The organism is Saccharothrix algeriensis, assembly GCF_016907655.1.
GTDB lineage: Bacteria > Actinomycetota > Actinomycetes > Mycobacteriales > Pseudonocardiaceae > Actinosynnema > Actinosynnema algeriense.
The window spans coordinates 4,641,125-4,655,611 of record NZ_JAFBCL010000001.1; the positions used below are offsets into that span (position 1 = coordinate 4,641,125).

Sequence of the window (14,487 nt, forward strand, 5' to 3'; positions counted from 1 at the left end):
CCGGCGGTAGCGGGGGTCGCCACGTGGGTCGCGGCAGCAGGCGAACGCGTTGTTAACGTGCGCAAATGCCCGCACCGGTGCGCTGACGTTCGCGTGGCATCATGTGCGCTCGTGCTCCCGTCCCGGCGCAGGTGGCTCGTCGCCACCGGCCTGCTCACGCCCACCGGCCTCTGGCTGGGCGTTTTCCTCATCGCGCCGCTGGCGCTGGTGGTGCAGTTCAGCTTCGCCACCCGCGACACGGGCGTGGCCAGGGCCGTGCTGCCGTGGACCACGCACGCCTACGCCACCGCCCTGGACCCGGCGTTCCTGCCGATCTTCGGGCGGACCCTGGCCTACGCCGGGCTGACCACCCTGTTCTGCCTGCTCCTCGGCTTCCCGCTGGCGTGGTTCATCGCCCGGCACGGCGGCCGGTACCGCACGGCGCTGCTGGCCGCGGTGCTGGTGCCGTTCTGGTCCAGCTACCTGGCCCGCGTCTACGCGTGGAAGGCGCTGCTGGACGGGGAGGGGCTGGTCAACCGGCTGCTCGCCGGGGTCGGGCTGGACCGCCCCGGCGGCTTCCTGCTGACCGACGGCGCGGTGGTGCTGGGCCTGACCTACGGGTTCCTGCCGTTCATGGTGCTGCCGCTCTACGTCGCCTGCGAGCGGTTCGACCACCGGCAGGTGGAGGCGTCCTACGACCTCGGGCACGGGCGGGTGTCGACGTTCGCGCGCGTGGTGCTGCCCGGTGTGCTCCCCGGCGTGCTGGCCGGGTCGCTGCTGGTCCTGGTGCCGGCGGCGGGCGACTTCGTGACGCCCCGGCTGCTCGGCGGGGTCGACCAGTCGACGTTCGGCAGCGTGATCGACGACCAGTTCCGCGGCGGGAACAACTGGCCGCTCGGGTCGGCGATGGCGGTCCTGCTGCTGGTGCTCGTGGTGGTGGCGCTGGCGCTGCGCGGGCGCCGCGGGGAGGACGTGCTGTGAACCGCCGGCCCTGGTTGCTCGGCGGCGCCGCCGGGCTGGTGCTGCTCTTCCTCTACGCGCCGGTCGCCTGGCTGGCGGTCGTGTCGTTCAACGACTCCCGCTCGCTCAGCCGCATCACCGGCCTGTCGACGCGCTGGTACGCCGAGCTGCTCGGCGACGCGCGCGTGCTGGAGGCCCTGGGGCTGACGCTGCGGCTGGCGGCGGCCAGCGCCGCGGTGGCCACCGCGATCGGGACGCTGGCGGCGTTCGGCCTGCGGCGGGCGTTCCCGGGGCGCGGGCTGTGGACGCTGCTGCTGGGCCTGCCGCTGGTGGTGCCGGAGGTGGTGCTGGGCGTGGCGCTGCTCGGGTTCTGCGTGAAGCTCGCCGGCATCCCGCTGGGCTTCGGCGCGCTGCTGGCCGCGCACGTGGCGTTCTCGCTGAGCTTCGTGGTGGTCGTGGTGCGGGCGCGGATCGCGGGGATGGACCCCCGGCTGGAGGAGGCCGCCGCCGACCTCGGCGCGAGCCCCCCGGTGGCGTTCCGGACGGTCACCCTGCCGCTGGTCGCGCCGGCCGTCGCGGCGGGCGCGGCGTTCGCGTTCCTGCTGTCCTTCGACGACGTGGTGACCTCCAGCTACCTGACCGGGGTCGGGTCGACCACGCTGCCGGTGCACGTCTACGCGCAGGCGAGCAAGCGCGGGGTGTCGCCGGAGATCGTCGCACTGTCCACTGTGCTGGTCGCGGTCAGCGCCGCCCTGCTCATCGCGGGTGTGCTGGTCGCGAGCAGGCGCGCCCGCGCGTCAACTTTCGTCGAGCCGAACCGCGACCAATGAACGCGGACGACCGCAGGGGGGTTGTTTACCGTTGGCCCGTGTGACGTCCGTTGTGCAGCGCCTGCGACCGGGGGTCGGGGACCTGCGGGGTGCTCCGGCGGCGTTCCTGCGCACCCACGCCCGGCGCCTGCGCGAGGTCACCCCGTGGCGCGTCGGCCGCGAACTGCTCGCGATCACCGCCATCGTCCTGCTGGACGTCCAGCCGGGCTGGATCGCCGGCGAGGAGCGGGTCGACCAGTGGTGGTTGGTCGGCGCGGTCTACGTCGGCGTGTACGTGCTGCGGCTGGGGTTCCCGGCGATCGCGCTGCTGCTGGGCATCTGGGCGGTGTTCCGCTTCCCGCACGGCGGCGTCGCCGTGATCATCATGCTCTCGTACGCGGCCGGCTACCGGATCGTGTCCTGGCAGCGCTCGCTGGTCACCGCGGCGCTCGGGCTCGTGCTCTACCTGGTCGCCTGGGGCGTGTCGACCCCCGGCCTGACCGGGCCCATCGGGTCGTGGGTGATGTTCACCGTCTACGGCATGGTGGTGGCCCTGCCGTTCCTGGTCGGCCGGTACAGCGCGCAGCGCCACGCCCTGGTGGCGGCCCTGCACGACCGCGAGGAGACCCTGCTGCGGGAGCGCCGGATGGTCGCCCGCCAGGTCCGGCTGCGCGAGCGCAACCGGATCGCCCAGGACATGCACGACAGCCTCGGCCACCGGCTCAGCCTGATCTCCGTCCACGCGGGCGCCCTCGCGCTGGACCCCGGCCTCGGCGAGCGGCAGCGCGACGCGGTGCAGGTGCTGCGCAGCGCGGCGCTGACGGCCATGGAGGAGCTGCGCGGGGTCATCGGCGTGCTGCGGCGCGACGAGCCCGACGAGGACCAGGTGCGGCGGACCGTGGACGCGATCGACGAGCTGGTCGACGGCGCGCGGCAGGCCGGGGTGCGGGTGAGCCTGGTGCGCGGCGGGCAGCCGTGCCCGCTGCCCGCGAAGGTCAGCCACGCCGCGTACCGGATCGCGCAGGAGGGGCTGACCAACGCCAGCAAGCACGCGCCCGGCGCGAGCGTCCAGGTGACGGTCAAGTACGAGCCGGACGCGCTGGTCGTCGAGGTGCGCAACAACCCGCCCCGGGTCAAGCCCGCCGACGGCGCCGGCTTCGGCCTGGTCGGCCTGGGCGAGCGGGTGCGGCTGGCGGGCGGGATGCTGCACGTCGGCGAGCTGCCCTCGGGCGGCTTCCGGATCGCCGCCGTGCTGCCCTACGAGGACACCGCCGCGGCCGACGACGAGCCCTCCGACGACGAGCCCGTCGAGCAGGCCAGGCCCAGCGGCATCCGCAAGTGGGCCGGCGTCGGCTCGATCCTGCTCGCCGGCGTCGTCGTGGCGGTCGTCGTCGGCGGCTACACGTGGCTGGGCAGCCAGCACTTCACCAAGGTGGTCGACGCCCGGCTCTACGACTCGATCCGGGTGGGCGACGCGGAGGCCGAGGTGCGCGGCAAGCTGCCCGGCGGCGCGGAGCCGCCCATCGGCGAGCTGCGCTCCGACGCGCCGCCCGAGCCGCCCGGGTCGCGGTGCGAGTACCGGGTGGCCGACGAGCAGCGGCAGTCGGCGCGGTCGACCAAGGTCGTGCGGTTCTGCTTCGCCGACGGCAGGCTCGTCGAGAAGAACACCCACCAGCAAGGGGCGTGAGCGTTGATCCGGGTTCTGATCGCCGACGACGAGCCGTTGATGCGGGCGGGCATCAAGGCGATCCTCGGCACGGCCGAGGACATCGAGCTGGTCGCGGAGGCGGGCGACGGCCGGGAGGCCGTGCGGGTCGCGCTGGAGCGCCGGGTCGACGTGGCGGTGCTGGACATCCGGATGCCCCGGCTGGACGGCCTGGGGGCGGCGCGCGAGCTGCGCGCCGTCGCGCCGTCGGTGCGGGTGGTGATGCTCACCACGTTCGGCGAGGACGACAACATCGTGCGGGCGCTGTCCGACGGCGCGTCGGGCTTCCTGCTCAAGGACTCGGCGCCGGAGGAGCTGCTGCGGGCGGTGCGCGCGGTCCACGCGGGGGAGGCTTACCTGTCACCCATGGTCACCAGCCGGGTGGTCGGCATGGTCGCCCAGGTGGGCCAACCCCGTCGGCAGGAGGCCCGGCGGCAGGTGGCGGGGTTGACCGAGCGCGAGGTCGAGGTGCTGGCGCTGCTGGGGCTCGGCATGTCCAACGCCGACGTCGGCCAGCGGCTGCACATGAGCGAGGCGACGGTGAAGACCTACGTCAGCCGCCTGCTGGCGAAGCTCGGGCTGACCAACCGCGTGCAGGCCGCCCTGCTGGCCCGCGACGCCGGCCTGGCGGGCTGAGCGCCCGCGACGCCGGGCTGAGCGGGTGCGGCGCGACGCGGTGCGGCCGGTCGCGCGGCGTCGGCGGCGCACGCGAAAGCGCCCCTCGCCGCAGGGGGGTGGCGGCGAGGGGCGCTGCGATCGCGCCTTGCGAGGGGGGACGCGTCAGGCGCGAGCTCGGTTGCCCGTCACCATGCGGTAGACGAACAGGACGATCAGCGAGCCGAGGATGGCCAGCAGCCAGGTGCTGAGGCTGAAGAACGTGTTGATGTCGGTGCCGAAGATCGCCTTGCCGACGAACCCGCCGATGATGGCGCCGACGATGCCGAGTAGCATGGTGATGATGATGCCACCGGGGTCGCGACCAGGCATGATGGCCTTGGCGATGGCGCCTGCGATGAGGCCGAGGACGATCCAACCCAAGATGCCCACGGGGGGTCTCCTTCCTGATGGCCGCGACGGGCGGAATCCGTCGGCGGCGCTTGATCAGAGGTTGCCCACGTTCGGGTGAGCCCACGCCTGCGTTATCATTCTGTGACCTGAGTACCGCTGTGCGGGCTATCAGGTTGGTTCCGGAACAATGGTCGGTGATGAGCACACCACGCACGGTCCTGGTACTGGGGTCGACCGGCTCGATCGGCACCCAGGCCCTCGACGTCATCGCCGCCAACCGGGACCGCTTCACCGCGGTCGGCCTCGCCGCCGGCGGGGCCGACCCCGCCGCCCTGGCCGCCCAGGCCCTGGAGCACGGGGTCGAGGCCGTCGCCGTCGCCCGGGCCACCGCCGTGGAGGACGTGACGCTCGCGCTGTACGCCGAAGCGCAGAAGCGCGGCTACCCGCGGGGCGCGTTCAAGCTGCCGCGCGTGCTGGCCGGGCCGACGGCGATGACGGACCTGGTCGACTCGACGCCCGCCGACGTGGTGCTCAACGGCATCACCGGCTCGATCGGGCTGGAGCCGACCCTGCACGCGCTGCGCACCGGCGCGACGCTCGCGCTGGCGAACAAGGAGTCGCTGGTCGCGGGCGGGCCGCTGGTGCTGCGCGCCGCCGCGCCGGGGCAGATCGTGCCGGTCGACTCGGAGCACTCCGCGCTCGCCCAGTGCCTGCGCGGCGGCCGGCGCGACGAGGTCGCCAGGCTGGTGCTCACCGCCTCCGGCGGGCCGTTCCGCGGGCGCGGGCGCGCCGAGCTGGCCGGGGTGAGCGCCGCGCAGGCCCTGGCGCACCCCACCTGGACGATGGGCCCGGTCGTCACGGTCAACTCGGCGACCCTGGTCAACAAGGGCCTGGAGCTGATCGAGGCGCACCTGCTGTTCGACGTGCCCTACGACCGCATCGACGTGGTGGTGCACCCGCAGTCGGTCATCCACTCCATGGTCGCCTTCACCGACGGCTCGACGCTCGCGCAGGCCAGCCCGCCGGACATGCGGCTGCCGATCGCGCTGGCCCTGGGCTGGCCGGACCGGGTGCCCGGCGCCGCCGCCGCGTGCGACTTCGCGGCGCCGGCCGCCTGGACCTTCGAGCCGCTGGACGACGAGGTGTTCCCGGCGGTCCGGCTGGCCCGGCGGGCGGGTTCGGGCGGCGGCTGCCTGCCGGCGGTCTACAACGCCGCCAACGAGGAGGCGGTCGCGGCCTTCCTCGGCGGCGGCACGTCGTTCACGTCGATCGTGGACACGGTGGAGCGGGTCCTGGGCGAGGCGGACGGCTGGGCGCGCGAGCCCGCCGACGTCGCCGAGGTCCTCGCCGCCGAGGATTGGGCCCGCGCCCGGGCGCGGGAACTCGTGGCCGCCCCGGTGGGGTCGGGAAGGGACTGACCGTGGTCTTCTTTTTGGGCATCCTGCTCTTCGCCCTGCTGATCGGCGTCTCGATCGCGCTGCACGAGCTGGGCCACCTGGCCACGGCGAAGATGTTCGGGATGAAGGTGACCCGGTACTTCATCGGGTTCGGGCCGAAGATCTGGTCGTTCCGGCGCGGCGAGACCGAGTACGGGCTCAAGGCGATCCCCGCGGGCGGGTTCTGCGAGATCACCGGCATGACCGCGCTGGAGGAGGTGCGGCCGGAGGACCGGGCCCGCGCCTTCTACCGGCAGAAGACGTGGAAGCGGGTCGTCGTGCTGTCGGCCGGCTCGATCACGCACTTCATCCTCGGCTTCCTCATCCTGTACGTGATGGCCGCCACCATGGGCATGCCGAACCTGCGCAACACGGCCGTGATCGGCGAGGTCGCACCGTGCGTGCAGAGCACCAGCAAGCCGGACTGCGCCCCCGGCGACGTCTCGCCCGCGGCGAAGGCGGGCTTCCGGCCGGGCGACGAGATCGTGGCCGTCGGCGGCACCAGGGTGCCCAGCTGGGCCGAGGTGCTGACGCTGACCCGCGACAAGTTCGGGCCCACCGAGTTCACGGTCCTGCGCGACGGCCAGGAGGTGAAGCTGACCGCCGACGTGGCGCGGGTCGACCGCCAGTTCCAGCGCAAGGACGGCTCCCGGTACACCAAGGAGGTCGGCGCGATCGGCGTCGTCCAGCAGCTGGAGTTCCACTACAACGCGTTCACCGCGATCGGCGGCGCCACGAAGTACACCGGCGACATGTTCGCCAACACCTGGCGCGGCCTGCTGAAGTTCCCGGAGAAGATCCCGGCCGTGGTCAAGGCCATCGGCGGCGCGGAGCGCGACATCGAGTCGCCGGTCAGCGTGGTCGGCGCGTCCCGCCTGGGCGGCGAGGCGGTCGAGCGCGGGCTGTGGCCGTTCTTCTGGCTGATGCTGGCGGGCCTGAACTTCTTCGTGGGCGTGTTCAACCTCCTGCCGCTGCTGCCGCTTGACGGTGGTCACATCGCCGTCAACCTCTACCAGCGGGTGCGAGACTGGATCCGGAAGCTGCGCGGGAAGCCCGCCGGCGCGCCGGTCAACTACCTGCGGCTGCTGCCGCTGACCTACTTCGTCATCTTCGTCGGCGGTGCGGTGACGCTGCTGACCGTGACCGCGGACATCGTCAACCCCATCCGGCTCCAGTGATCGTGGAACAGTGAGAGGTGTTAAGCCATGAGTGACGGCGTGATGCTCGGGATTCCGGCATTGCCGCCTCCCGTGCTGTCGCAGCGGCGCAAGACCCGGCAGCTGATGGTCGGGTCGGTCGGCGTGGGCAGCGAGTTCCCGGTGTCGGTGCAGTCGATGACGACGACCGTGACGGCGGACGTGAACGCGACGCTGCAGCAGATCGCGGAGCTGACGGCGGCCGGCTGCGACATCGTGCGGGTGGCGTGCCCGTCGCAGGACGACGCGGACGCGCTGGCGGCGATCGCGCGCAAGTCGCAGATCCCGGTGATCGCGGACATCCACTTCCAGCCGAAGTACGTGTTCGCGGCGATCGAGGCGGGCTGCGCCGCGGTCCGGGTGAACCCGGGCAACATCAAGAAGTTCGACGACAAGGTCAAGGAGATCGCCGCCGCCGCGCGCGAGCGCGGCACGCCGATCCGGATCGGCGTCAACGCGGGCTCGCTGGACCCGCGGCTGATGGCCAAGTACGGCAAGGCGACGCCGGAGGCGCTGGCGGAGTCGGCGCTGTGGGAGGCGTCGCTGTTCGCCGAGCACGACTTCCACGACCTGAAGATCAGCGTGAAGCACAACGACCCGGTGGTCATGGTGCGGGCCTACGAACTGCTGGCCGAGCAGTGCGACTACCCGCTGCACCTGGGCGTGACCGAGGCGGGCCCGGCGTTCCAGGGCACGATCAAGTCGGCGGTGGCGTTCGGCGCGCTGCTGCGCCAGGGCATCGGCGACACGATCCGGGTCTCGCTGTCCGCGCCGCCGGTGGAGGAGGTCAAGGTCGGCCACCAGATCCTGCAGTCGCTCAACCTGCGGCCGCGGAAGCTGGAGATCGTGTCGTGCCCGTCGTGCGGGCGCGCGCAGGTCGACGTCTACACCCTCGCCGAGCAGGTCACGGCCGGTCTGGAGGGCATGGAGGTGCCGCTGCGGGTGGCCGTGATGGGCTGCGTGGTCAACGGGCCCGGCGAGGCGCGCGAGGCCGACCTGGGCGTGGCCTCGGGCAACGGCAAGGGCCAGATCTTCGTCAAGGGCCAGGTCATCAAGACCGTGCCCGAGCACCGGATCGTGGAGACCCTGATCGAGGAGGCCATGCGCCTCGCCGAGGAGTTGGGCGAGACCGCCGACGCCAGCGAACCGGTGGTGACCGTCGGCTGAGCGGGTGGCTGACGCGCGTGGAATGCCCTCCGTCTGGCAGGCTTGAACCGTGCTGAGGCTGGCCGGCGCGCGGCTGCTGGACGAGCGGGACCTGGGCGAGGTGCTCGCGGTGCTGGCGGCCGACCCGGTGGCCTCCTGCATGGTGGCCGCGCGGGTCGAGGTGGCCGGGCTGGACCCGTGGCGGCTGGGCGGCGAGGTGTGGGCCTACGACCACCGCTCGCTGCGCGGCGGGCGGATCGACGCGCTGTGCTTCGCCGGGCCCAACCTGATCCCGCTGCGCGGCGACGCCCCCGCGCTGCGCGGTTTCGCCGACCGCGCGCGCCGGCGCGGCCGGATGTGCTCGTCCCTGGTGGGGCCGGCCGAGCAGGTGCTCGGCCTGTGGGAGGAGCTGGCCCCGGACTGGGGCCCGGCCCGCGAGGTGCGCGGCGACCAGCCGCTGCTGGCGCTGGGCGGCAGCCCGCACGTGCCGCCGGACCCGCTGGTGCGGCCGGTGCGGCCCGGCGAGCTGGACCGGTACCTGCCGGCGGCGATCGCGATGTTCGTGGAGGAGGTCGGCGTCGACCCGTGCGCCGACGACGGCGGTGCGTCCTACCGGGCGCGGGTGGCCGAGCTGATCGCGGGCGGCCGGGCGTTCGCCCGGTTCGAGAACGGCGAGGTGGTGTTCAAGGCCGAGATCGGGGCCATGTCGGCGAAGGTCGGGCAGATCCAGGGCGTCTGGGTGCGGCCGGACCGGCGCGGGCGCGGCCTCGGCGCCGCCGGGACCGCTGCCGTCGCCGAACGGCTGGTGCGCGGCCTCGGCCGGACCGCCTCGCTGTACGTCAACGGCTACAACGAGGTCGCCAGGGCGGCGTACCGACGCATCGGGTTCACCCAAGTGGGCCAGTACGCGACGGTGTTGTTCTAGGGGGTTGTCCGGGGAGTTGGGCATACTCGCACCCGTGACGCTTCGGAAGACCGCTTCGGCTGTCGTCGTGCTCGTGGTGCTCAGCGGCTGCGGGGTCTTCGCGTCGCGGCCCGGTCCCGAGCAGGTCGCGGGCGACTTCCTGGGCCGGCTCTCCAGCGGCGACGTCGGCGGCGCGGCGGCGCTGACCGACGACCCGGGCGCGGCGGGGGAGCTGCTGGCCAAGGTGCGCGGCGCCCTGCGGTCCGCGCCGCTCAAGGCCGCCGCGGAGCAGGTGCGGTCCGCCGGCGGGTCCGCGGCGGCCGACGCCACCGCGCGGCTGGAGTGGGACCTCGGGCACGGCCGGACGTGGTCCTACCGGACCGAGTTCGACCTGCGGCGCGAGGAGGACGACTGGAAGGTGCACTGGACGCCCTCCGTCGTGCACCCGAAGCTGGCGGCGCAGCAGTCCCTGGGCCTGGCCGACGTGAAACCGGACCCCGCGCCCGTGCTGGACCGGGAGGGCTCGCCGCTGCTGGCGCCGGAGCAGGTGGTCTCGGTCCTGCTGGACCCGGCGCAGGCGGGCGACCTGGCGGCGGTGACCGGCGCGCTGGGCGCGGCGCTGGGCCGCATCGACCCGGCGATCACCGCGCAGAGCATCGCCGAGGGCGCGGGCGGGGTGCCCGCCGGGCAGGTCTACCAGGTCGCGGCCCTGCGCGACGCCGACTACCAGGCCGTGAAGCCCGAGATCTACGAGCTGCCCGGCGTGCGGTTCACCGCGCAGACCTCCCTGCTCGCGCCGGCGCGGAACTTCGGGTCGCAGGTGCTGCCTGCCGTGCGCAGGCACGTGGAGGAGGAGATCGCCGGGCGGTCGGGCCTGCGGGTCTACACCGTGAACGCGGCCGGCGACGAGGCGGAGGTCCTGCACGACGTCGCGCCCGAGCCGGCCCGGGCGATCCCCACCGGCCTGAGCCGGGCGGCGCAGACGGCGGCGGAGGACGCGCTGGAGCCGGTCGCGGAGCCCGCGATGCTGGTGGCGCTGTCGGTGTCCACCGGCGACCTGCTGGCGGTCGCGCAGAACGGCCCGGCCGACGCGCAGGGCGCGATCGCGCTGACCGGCCGGTTCCCGCCCGGCTCGACGTTCAAGATCATCACCGCGGCGGCGGCGCTGGCGGCCGGGGTGCCCGCCGACTCGCCGCAGCCCTGCCCCGGCAAGCTGACCATCGACGGGCGGCGGGTCGTGCCCAACGACAAGGAGTTCGACAAGGGCGTCATCCCGCTGCACTCGGCGTTCGCGTTCTCCTGCAACACGACGTTCGCGCAGCTCGCCGCCGGCCTGCCGGCCGACGCGATGACCGAGCAGGCCGACCGGTTCGGCCTGGGCGTCGACTTCGAGATCCCGGCCCTGACCACCATCACCGGGTCCGTGCCGCCCGCCACCGACGTGGTGGAGCGCGCGGAGGACGGCTTCGGCCAGGGCAAGCTGCTGGCCAGCCCGTTCGGCATGGCGCTGGTGGCGGCCACCGCGGCGCGCGGCGAGATGCCCGTGCCGGTGCTGCTCAAGGACCGGGAGACCAAGGCCGACCACCGGCCGGCCGCCCCCGAGCCGACCGTGCTGGAGCCGCTGCGGGCGATGATGCGCGAGGTCGTGGAGTCCGGGACGGCGCCGCAGCTGCGCCCGCTGGGCGACGTGCGGGGCAAGACCGGCACCGCGCAGTTCGGCGACGGCGCCAACTCGCACGGCTGGTTCGTCGGCTACCGGGGCGACGTGGCGTTCGCGACCCTGCTGCTGGGCACGAACACGTCGGCGCCGGCGGTGGACGCCTCCGCCCGGTTCCTGCGCGCGCTCGGCTGAGACCGGCCCGGGACCGGTCGGGCGGCGCGCGGCAGGGCCCGGTGGCGCCGACCGACCGCGGCCGGGCGGCGGGCGGCGCGCCGGCCGGTCCCGCCGCGGGCGTTCCCCTGACCACAATGCGGGCACAGGGCGCATGTCCCGTCACGCTGAGCCGTAATGTGGAGGCATGTCCGTGCGTGCCGTCCTCAAGCCAGGTGTGCTCTCCCCGCGTCGTCCGGTCCCCGCCGAGATCGAGCGGCCGGAGTACGTGGATCGGAAGGAGCCCCGGCGCAACACCGACCCGTGGGTCCAGCCGCCCGAGGTCATCGAGGCCATGCGGGTCGCCGGCCGGCTGGCCGCGCAGGCGCTCCAGGAGGCCGGGAAGGTCGTCGTGCCCGGCGTCACGACGGACGAGATCGACGCCGTCGCGCACGAGTTCCTGTGCGACCACGGGGCCTACCCCTCGACGCTGGGTTACCGCGGGTTCCCCAAGTCGTGCTGCACCTCGCTGAACGAGGTCATCTGCCACGGCATCCCCGACTCGACGGTGGTCGAGGACGGCGACATCGTCAACATCGACGTGACGGCCTACATCGGCGGCGTGCACGGCGACACCAACGCCACGTTCCTCGCGGGCAACGTCTCGGAGGAGGTCCGGCTCCTCGTCGAGCGCACCCACGAGGCCACCATGCGGGCCATCAAGGCGGTCAAGCCCGGTCGGCAGCTCAACGTCGTCGGGCGGGTCATCGAGGCGTACGCCAACCGGTTCGGCTACGGCGTGGTCCGCGACTTCACCGGCCACGGCATCGGGCGCACCTTCCACAGCGGCCTGGTCGTGCTGCACTACGACGCGCCGCACGTCCCGACCGTCATCGAGCCGGGCATGACGTTCACCATCGAGCCGATGATCACGCTCGGCGGCATCGACCACGACGTCTGGGACGACGGCTGGACGGTCACCACCCGGGACAAGAGCTGGACCGCCCAGTTCGAGCACACCATCGTCGTCACCGACAGCGGCTCGGAGATCCTCACCGTCTGCTGAGCCGGGCGACCAGCTCGGCCAGCGGCGCGGCCACCTCGGCCGGCGCGGACGCGGCGGCCAGGTGGTGCGCCGCCAGCTCCCGCACCGGCCAGCCCAGCTCCCGCGCCGCGGCGGCGTCCGCCCGGTGCGCGTCGCTGAGCCGCAGGTACCCGCACGGGCCGCGCCACGCGACGGTCGGGCGGGGCTCCTTGAGGAACGCCAGCGGCACCTCGGGCGCCTCGCCCACGATCTCCTCCAGCAGCCGCACGTCCGGCACCATCGCCGAGAGCGCCTCCGGGGCGAACCAGCGGTCCCAGCGCGGCATCAGGCCCTCCCGCGCGATGGCCTTGTAGTGCGCCATGCGCTCGGCGTCCGCGCCGTCGCGCCAGCTGCGGCCCGGGGTCGGCAGCTCGGCGTCGAGGAACACCAGGCCGGTGACCGGCGCCTCCAGCGCGTCGGCGAACGCGGGCAGCAGCGGGCCGGCGCCGCTGTGCCCGACGAGGACCAGCTCGTCGCCCACCGGCGAGTCCTCCACCGCGTCGGCGAACACCCCGATGAGCCGCTGGTGCACGGGCGCCGCGTTCACGGTCACCCGCAGGTCCGGCAGCAGCACCGGGTGCCCGGACGCGGCCAGCGCGCCGGCCAGCGGGCGCAGGCTCGCCGGACCCAGGTAGGGGCTGTGCACCAGGACGGCGGTGGCGGGTGCGGAGACCATGACGTGGATGATGTCAGCCGGGACCGGCGGGGAAGGGGTTTTGCGGCGTGAGCGGTGCGTTGTTGGTCGCCGGGACGACCTCGGACGCGGGCAAGAGCGTCCTGGTGGCCGGGCTGTGCCGGTGGCTGGCCCGCGAGGGGGTGCGGGTGGCCCCGTTCAAGGCGCAGAACATGTCGAACAACTCGGTCGTCACGCGCGACGGCGGCGAGATCGGCCGCGCCCAGGCGCTCCAGGCGGCGGCGTGCGGGCTGGAGCCCAGCGTGCGGTTCAACCCGGTGCTGCTCAAGCCGGGCGGCGACCGCACCTCCCAGGTCGTGGTCCTGGGCCGCGCGGTGGGCGAGGTGTCCGCGCTGACCTACCGCGAGCGCAAGGCCGCGCTGATGACGACCGTGCTGTCCACCCTGGCCGACCTGCGCGCGGACTTCGAGGCCGTCGTCTGCGAGGGCGCGGGCTCCCCGGCCGAGATCAACCTGCGGGCGACCGACATCGCGAACATGGGCTTGGCGCGGGCCGCGGACCTGCCGGTCCTGGTGGTCGGCGACATCGACCGGGGCGGCGTCTTCGCGCACCTGTTCGGCACGCTGGCCCTGCTCGACCCGGCCGACCAGGCGCTGGTCGCGGGGTTCGTCGTGAACAAGTTCCGGGGCGACCCGGCGCTGCTCGCGCCGGGCCTGGACCAGCTGCGCGCCCTGACCGGCCGCCCGGTGCTCGGCGTGCTGCCGTGGCGGGAGGAGCTGTGGCTGGACGCCGAGGACTCCCTGTCCTACGCGGCGGACGGCGTGATCGGCCGCCCCGAGCCGCCGCGCGGCGACCAGTGGCTGCGGGTGGCGGTGGTGCGGCTGCCGCGCGTCTCCAACGCCACCGACGTGGAGGCGCTGGCCTGCGAGCCCGGCGTGTCGGTGCGGTTCGTCACCGAGCCGTCCCGGCTGGCCGACGCGGACCTGGTGGTGGTGCCCGGCTCCAAGGCGACCGTCGAGGACCTGGGGTGGCTGCGCGCCACCGGGCTGGCCGACGCGATCGCCCGGCACGACGGGCCGGTGCTCGGCATCTGCGGCGGTTTCCAGATGCTCGGGCGCACGATCGAGGACGCCGTCGAGTCCCGCGCAGGCTCGGTCGACGGCCTGGGCCTGCTCGACGTCGACGTCCGCTTCGCCCCGGACAAGGCCCTGGGCACGCCCCGCGGCCGGGCGTTCGGGGAGCCGGTCACCGGCTACGAGATCCACCACGGTCGCGTCACGCGCAGCACCGGCGAGGGCCTGATCGCGCTGCCCGACGGCACGGTGGAGGGCGTGCTGGGCGACCGCGTCGCCGGCACGCACTGGCACGGCCTGCTGGAGAACGACGCGTTCCGCCGCGCGTTCCTGCGCTGGGCCGCCGACCGCTCGGGCCGCGACGGGTTCGCGCCCGCGCCGGACACCGAGTTCGCGGGCCGCCGCGCCGCGCAGCTCGACCTGCTCGGCGACCTGGTCGCCGACCACCTCGACACCGACGCGGTGCGCGCGCTGCTCGACCGGGGAGCCCCCGCCGGACTGCCGGTGGTCCCACCCGCGGGTCCGCCGCTGATCGCCTGACCCGGCGGCGCGGTTCCGCGGCGCACGACCACCAAGTCGTGCGGGGTCCACGGGTGCGATGCCATCGCGGTGCGATCGGTGACCACCGGGGACGCGACGAGCGCGGCACTCGACCGCCAAGCCGGGAGACCGCTCGCCGGCGCCGGGCCCGGTGGCCGCGGACGCGGCTTCACCGAAGGGAGAACACTCGGTCGTCTGTCAGG

13 protein-coding genes are annotated in these 14,487 nt (G+C 74.0%); 11 read left to right on the plus strand and 2 right to left on the minus strand.

All coding sequences use genetic code 11. From position 1 onward, the window contains the following. The first annotated feature begins 111 nt into the window (after positions 1 to 111). Genes JOE68_RS21255 through JOE68_RS21270 form a run of 4 tightly spaced genes read left to right on the plus strand, consistent with a single transcriptional unit; the run spans position 112 to position 4,089 of the window. Positions 112 to 960 (plus strand): ABC transporter permease, encoded by an 849-nt coding sequence (locus tag JOE68_RS21255; RefSeq protein ID WP_204844048.1) that lies wholly within the window; start codon positions 112 to 114, stop codon positions 958 to 960. After that, on the plus strand, positions 957 to 1,769 hold the full coding sequence (locus JOE68_RS21260) for an ABC transporter permease (RefSeq protein WP_204844049.1): 813 nt from the start codon (positions 957 to 959) through the stop codon (positions 1,767 to 1,769). Before JOE68_RS21255 ends, JOE68_RS21260 begins: the two co-directional genes overlap by 4 nt. 40 nt (positions 1,770 to 1,809) lie before the next feature. Then, on the plus strand, positions 1,810 to 3,435 hold the full coding sequence (locus JOE68_RS21265; RefSeq protein ID WP_307819790.1) for a sensor histidine kinase: 1,626 nt from the start codon (positions 1,810 to 1,812) through the stop codon (positions 3,433 to 3,435). A 3-nt stretch (positions 3,436 to 3,438) separates the two neighbouring features. After that, the gene (locus tag JOE68_RS21270) at positions 3,439 to 4,089 is read left to right on the plus strand and encodes a response regulator (protein ID WP_204844051.1); all 651 of its coding nucleotides are present in this window, start codon (positions 3,439 to 3,441) and stop codon (positions 4,087 to 4,089) included. A gap of 144 nt (positions 4,090 to 4,233) precedes the next feature. Here JOE68_RS21270 and JOE68_RS21275 read toward each other — a convergent pair whose 3' ends face one another. Next, positions 4,234 to 4,500, minus strand: coding sequence for a GlsB/YeaQ/YmgE family stress response membrane protein (locus tag JOE68_RS21275; protein ID WP_204844052.1), 267 nt, complete (start codon positions 4,498 to 4,500; stop codon positions 4,234 to 4,236). Positions 4,501 to 4,658: 158 nt separating this feature from the next. Between JOE68_RS21275 and dxr the strand changes: the two genes are divergently transcribed. From dxr to map, 6 genes are all read left to right on the plus strand, one after another. Then, positions 4,659 to 5,879 carry a 1-deoxy-D-xylulose-5-phosphate reductoisomerase gene (gene dxr / locus JOE68_RS21280; protein ID WP_204844053.1) on the plus strand — a complete coding sequence of 407 codons (1,221 nt, stop codon included), beginning with the start codon at positions 4,659 to 4,661 and terminating at the stop codon, positions 5,877 to 5,879. A 2-nt stretch (positions 5,880 to 5,881) separates the two neighbouring features. Beyond that, on the plus strand, positions 5,882 to 7,075 hold the full coding sequence (locus JOE68_RS21285; protein WP_204844054.1) for a M50 family metallopeptidase: 1,194 nt from the start codon (positions 5,882 to 5,884) through the stop codon (positions 7,073 to 7,075). A 27-nt stretch (positions 7,076 to 7,102) separates the two neighbouring features. Further along, on the plus strand, positions 7,103 to 8,260 hold the full coding sequence (gene ispG / locus JOE68_RS21290; protein WP_204844055.1) for a flavodoxin-dependent (E)-4-hydroxy-3-methylbut-2-enyl-diphosphate synthase: 1,158 nt from the start codon (positions 7,103 to 7,105) through the stop codon (positions 8,258 to 8,260). 49 nt (positions 8,261 to 8,309) lie between these two features. Then, the gene (locus tag JOE68_RS21295) at positions 8,310 to 9,164 is read left to right on the plus strand and encodes a GNAT family N-acetyltransferase (RefSeq protein ID WP_204844056.1); all 855 of its coding nucleotides are present in this window, start codon (positions 8,310 to 8,312) and stop codon (positions 9,162 to 9,164) included. A 34-nt stretch (positions 9,165 to 9,198) separates the two neighbouring features. After that, positions 9,199 to 10,995, plus strand: coding sequence for a penicillin-binding transpeptidase domain-containing protein (locus tag JOE68_RS21300; protein ID WP_204844057.1), 1,797 nt, complete (start codon positions 9,199 to 9,201; stop codon positions 10,993 to 10,995). Positions 10,996 to 11,161: 166 nt separating this feature from the next. Continuing rightward, a complete protein-coding gene (map, locus tag JOE68_RS21305; RefSeq protein ID WP_204844058.1) occupies positions 11,162 to 12,019 on the plus strand; it encodes a type I methionyl aminopeptidase in 858 nt (285 codons plus the stop codon). Here the strand turns inward: map and JOE68_RS21310 are convergent. Next, the gene (locus JOE68_RS21310) at positions 12,006 to 12,713 is read right to left on the minus strand and encodes an alpha/beta fold hydrolase (protein WP_204844059.1); all 708 of its coding nucleotides are present in this window, start codon (positions 12,711 to 12,713) and stop codon (positions 12,006 to 12,008) included. The genes map and JOE68_RS21310 overlap by 14 nt on opposite strands. 47 nt (positions 12,714 to 12,760) lie before the next feature. Between JOE68_RS21310 and JOE68_RS21315 the strand changes: the two genes are divergently transcribed. Then, positions 12,761 to 14,284, plus strand: a complete 1,524-nt coding sequence (locus tag JOE68_RS21315; protein WP_204844060.1) for a cobyric acid synthase — start codon at positions 12,761 to 12,763, stop codon at positions 14,282 to 14,284. The last annotated feature ends 203 nt before the right edge of the window (positions 14,285 to 14,487 follow it).

What these genes read in the sequence shown, in the direction of transcription:
- dxr (WP_204844053.1), top strand. Translation starts at nt 4,659, where the DNA reads ATGAGCACACCACGCACGGTCCTGGTACTGGGGTCGACCGGCTCGATC.
- ispG (WP_204844055.1), top strand. Translation starts at nt 7,103, where the DNA reads ATGAGTGACGGCGTGATGCTCGGGATTCCGGCATTGCCGCCTCCCGTG.
- map (WP_204844058.1), top strand. Translation starts at nt 11,162, where the DNA reads ATGTCCGTGCGTGCCGTCCTCAAGCCAGGTGTGCTCTCCCCGCGTCGT.
- JOE68_RS21310 (WP_204844059.1), bottom strand. Translation starts at nt 12,713, where the DNA reads ATGGTCTCCGCACCCGCCACCGCCGTCCTGGTGCACAGCCCCTACCTG.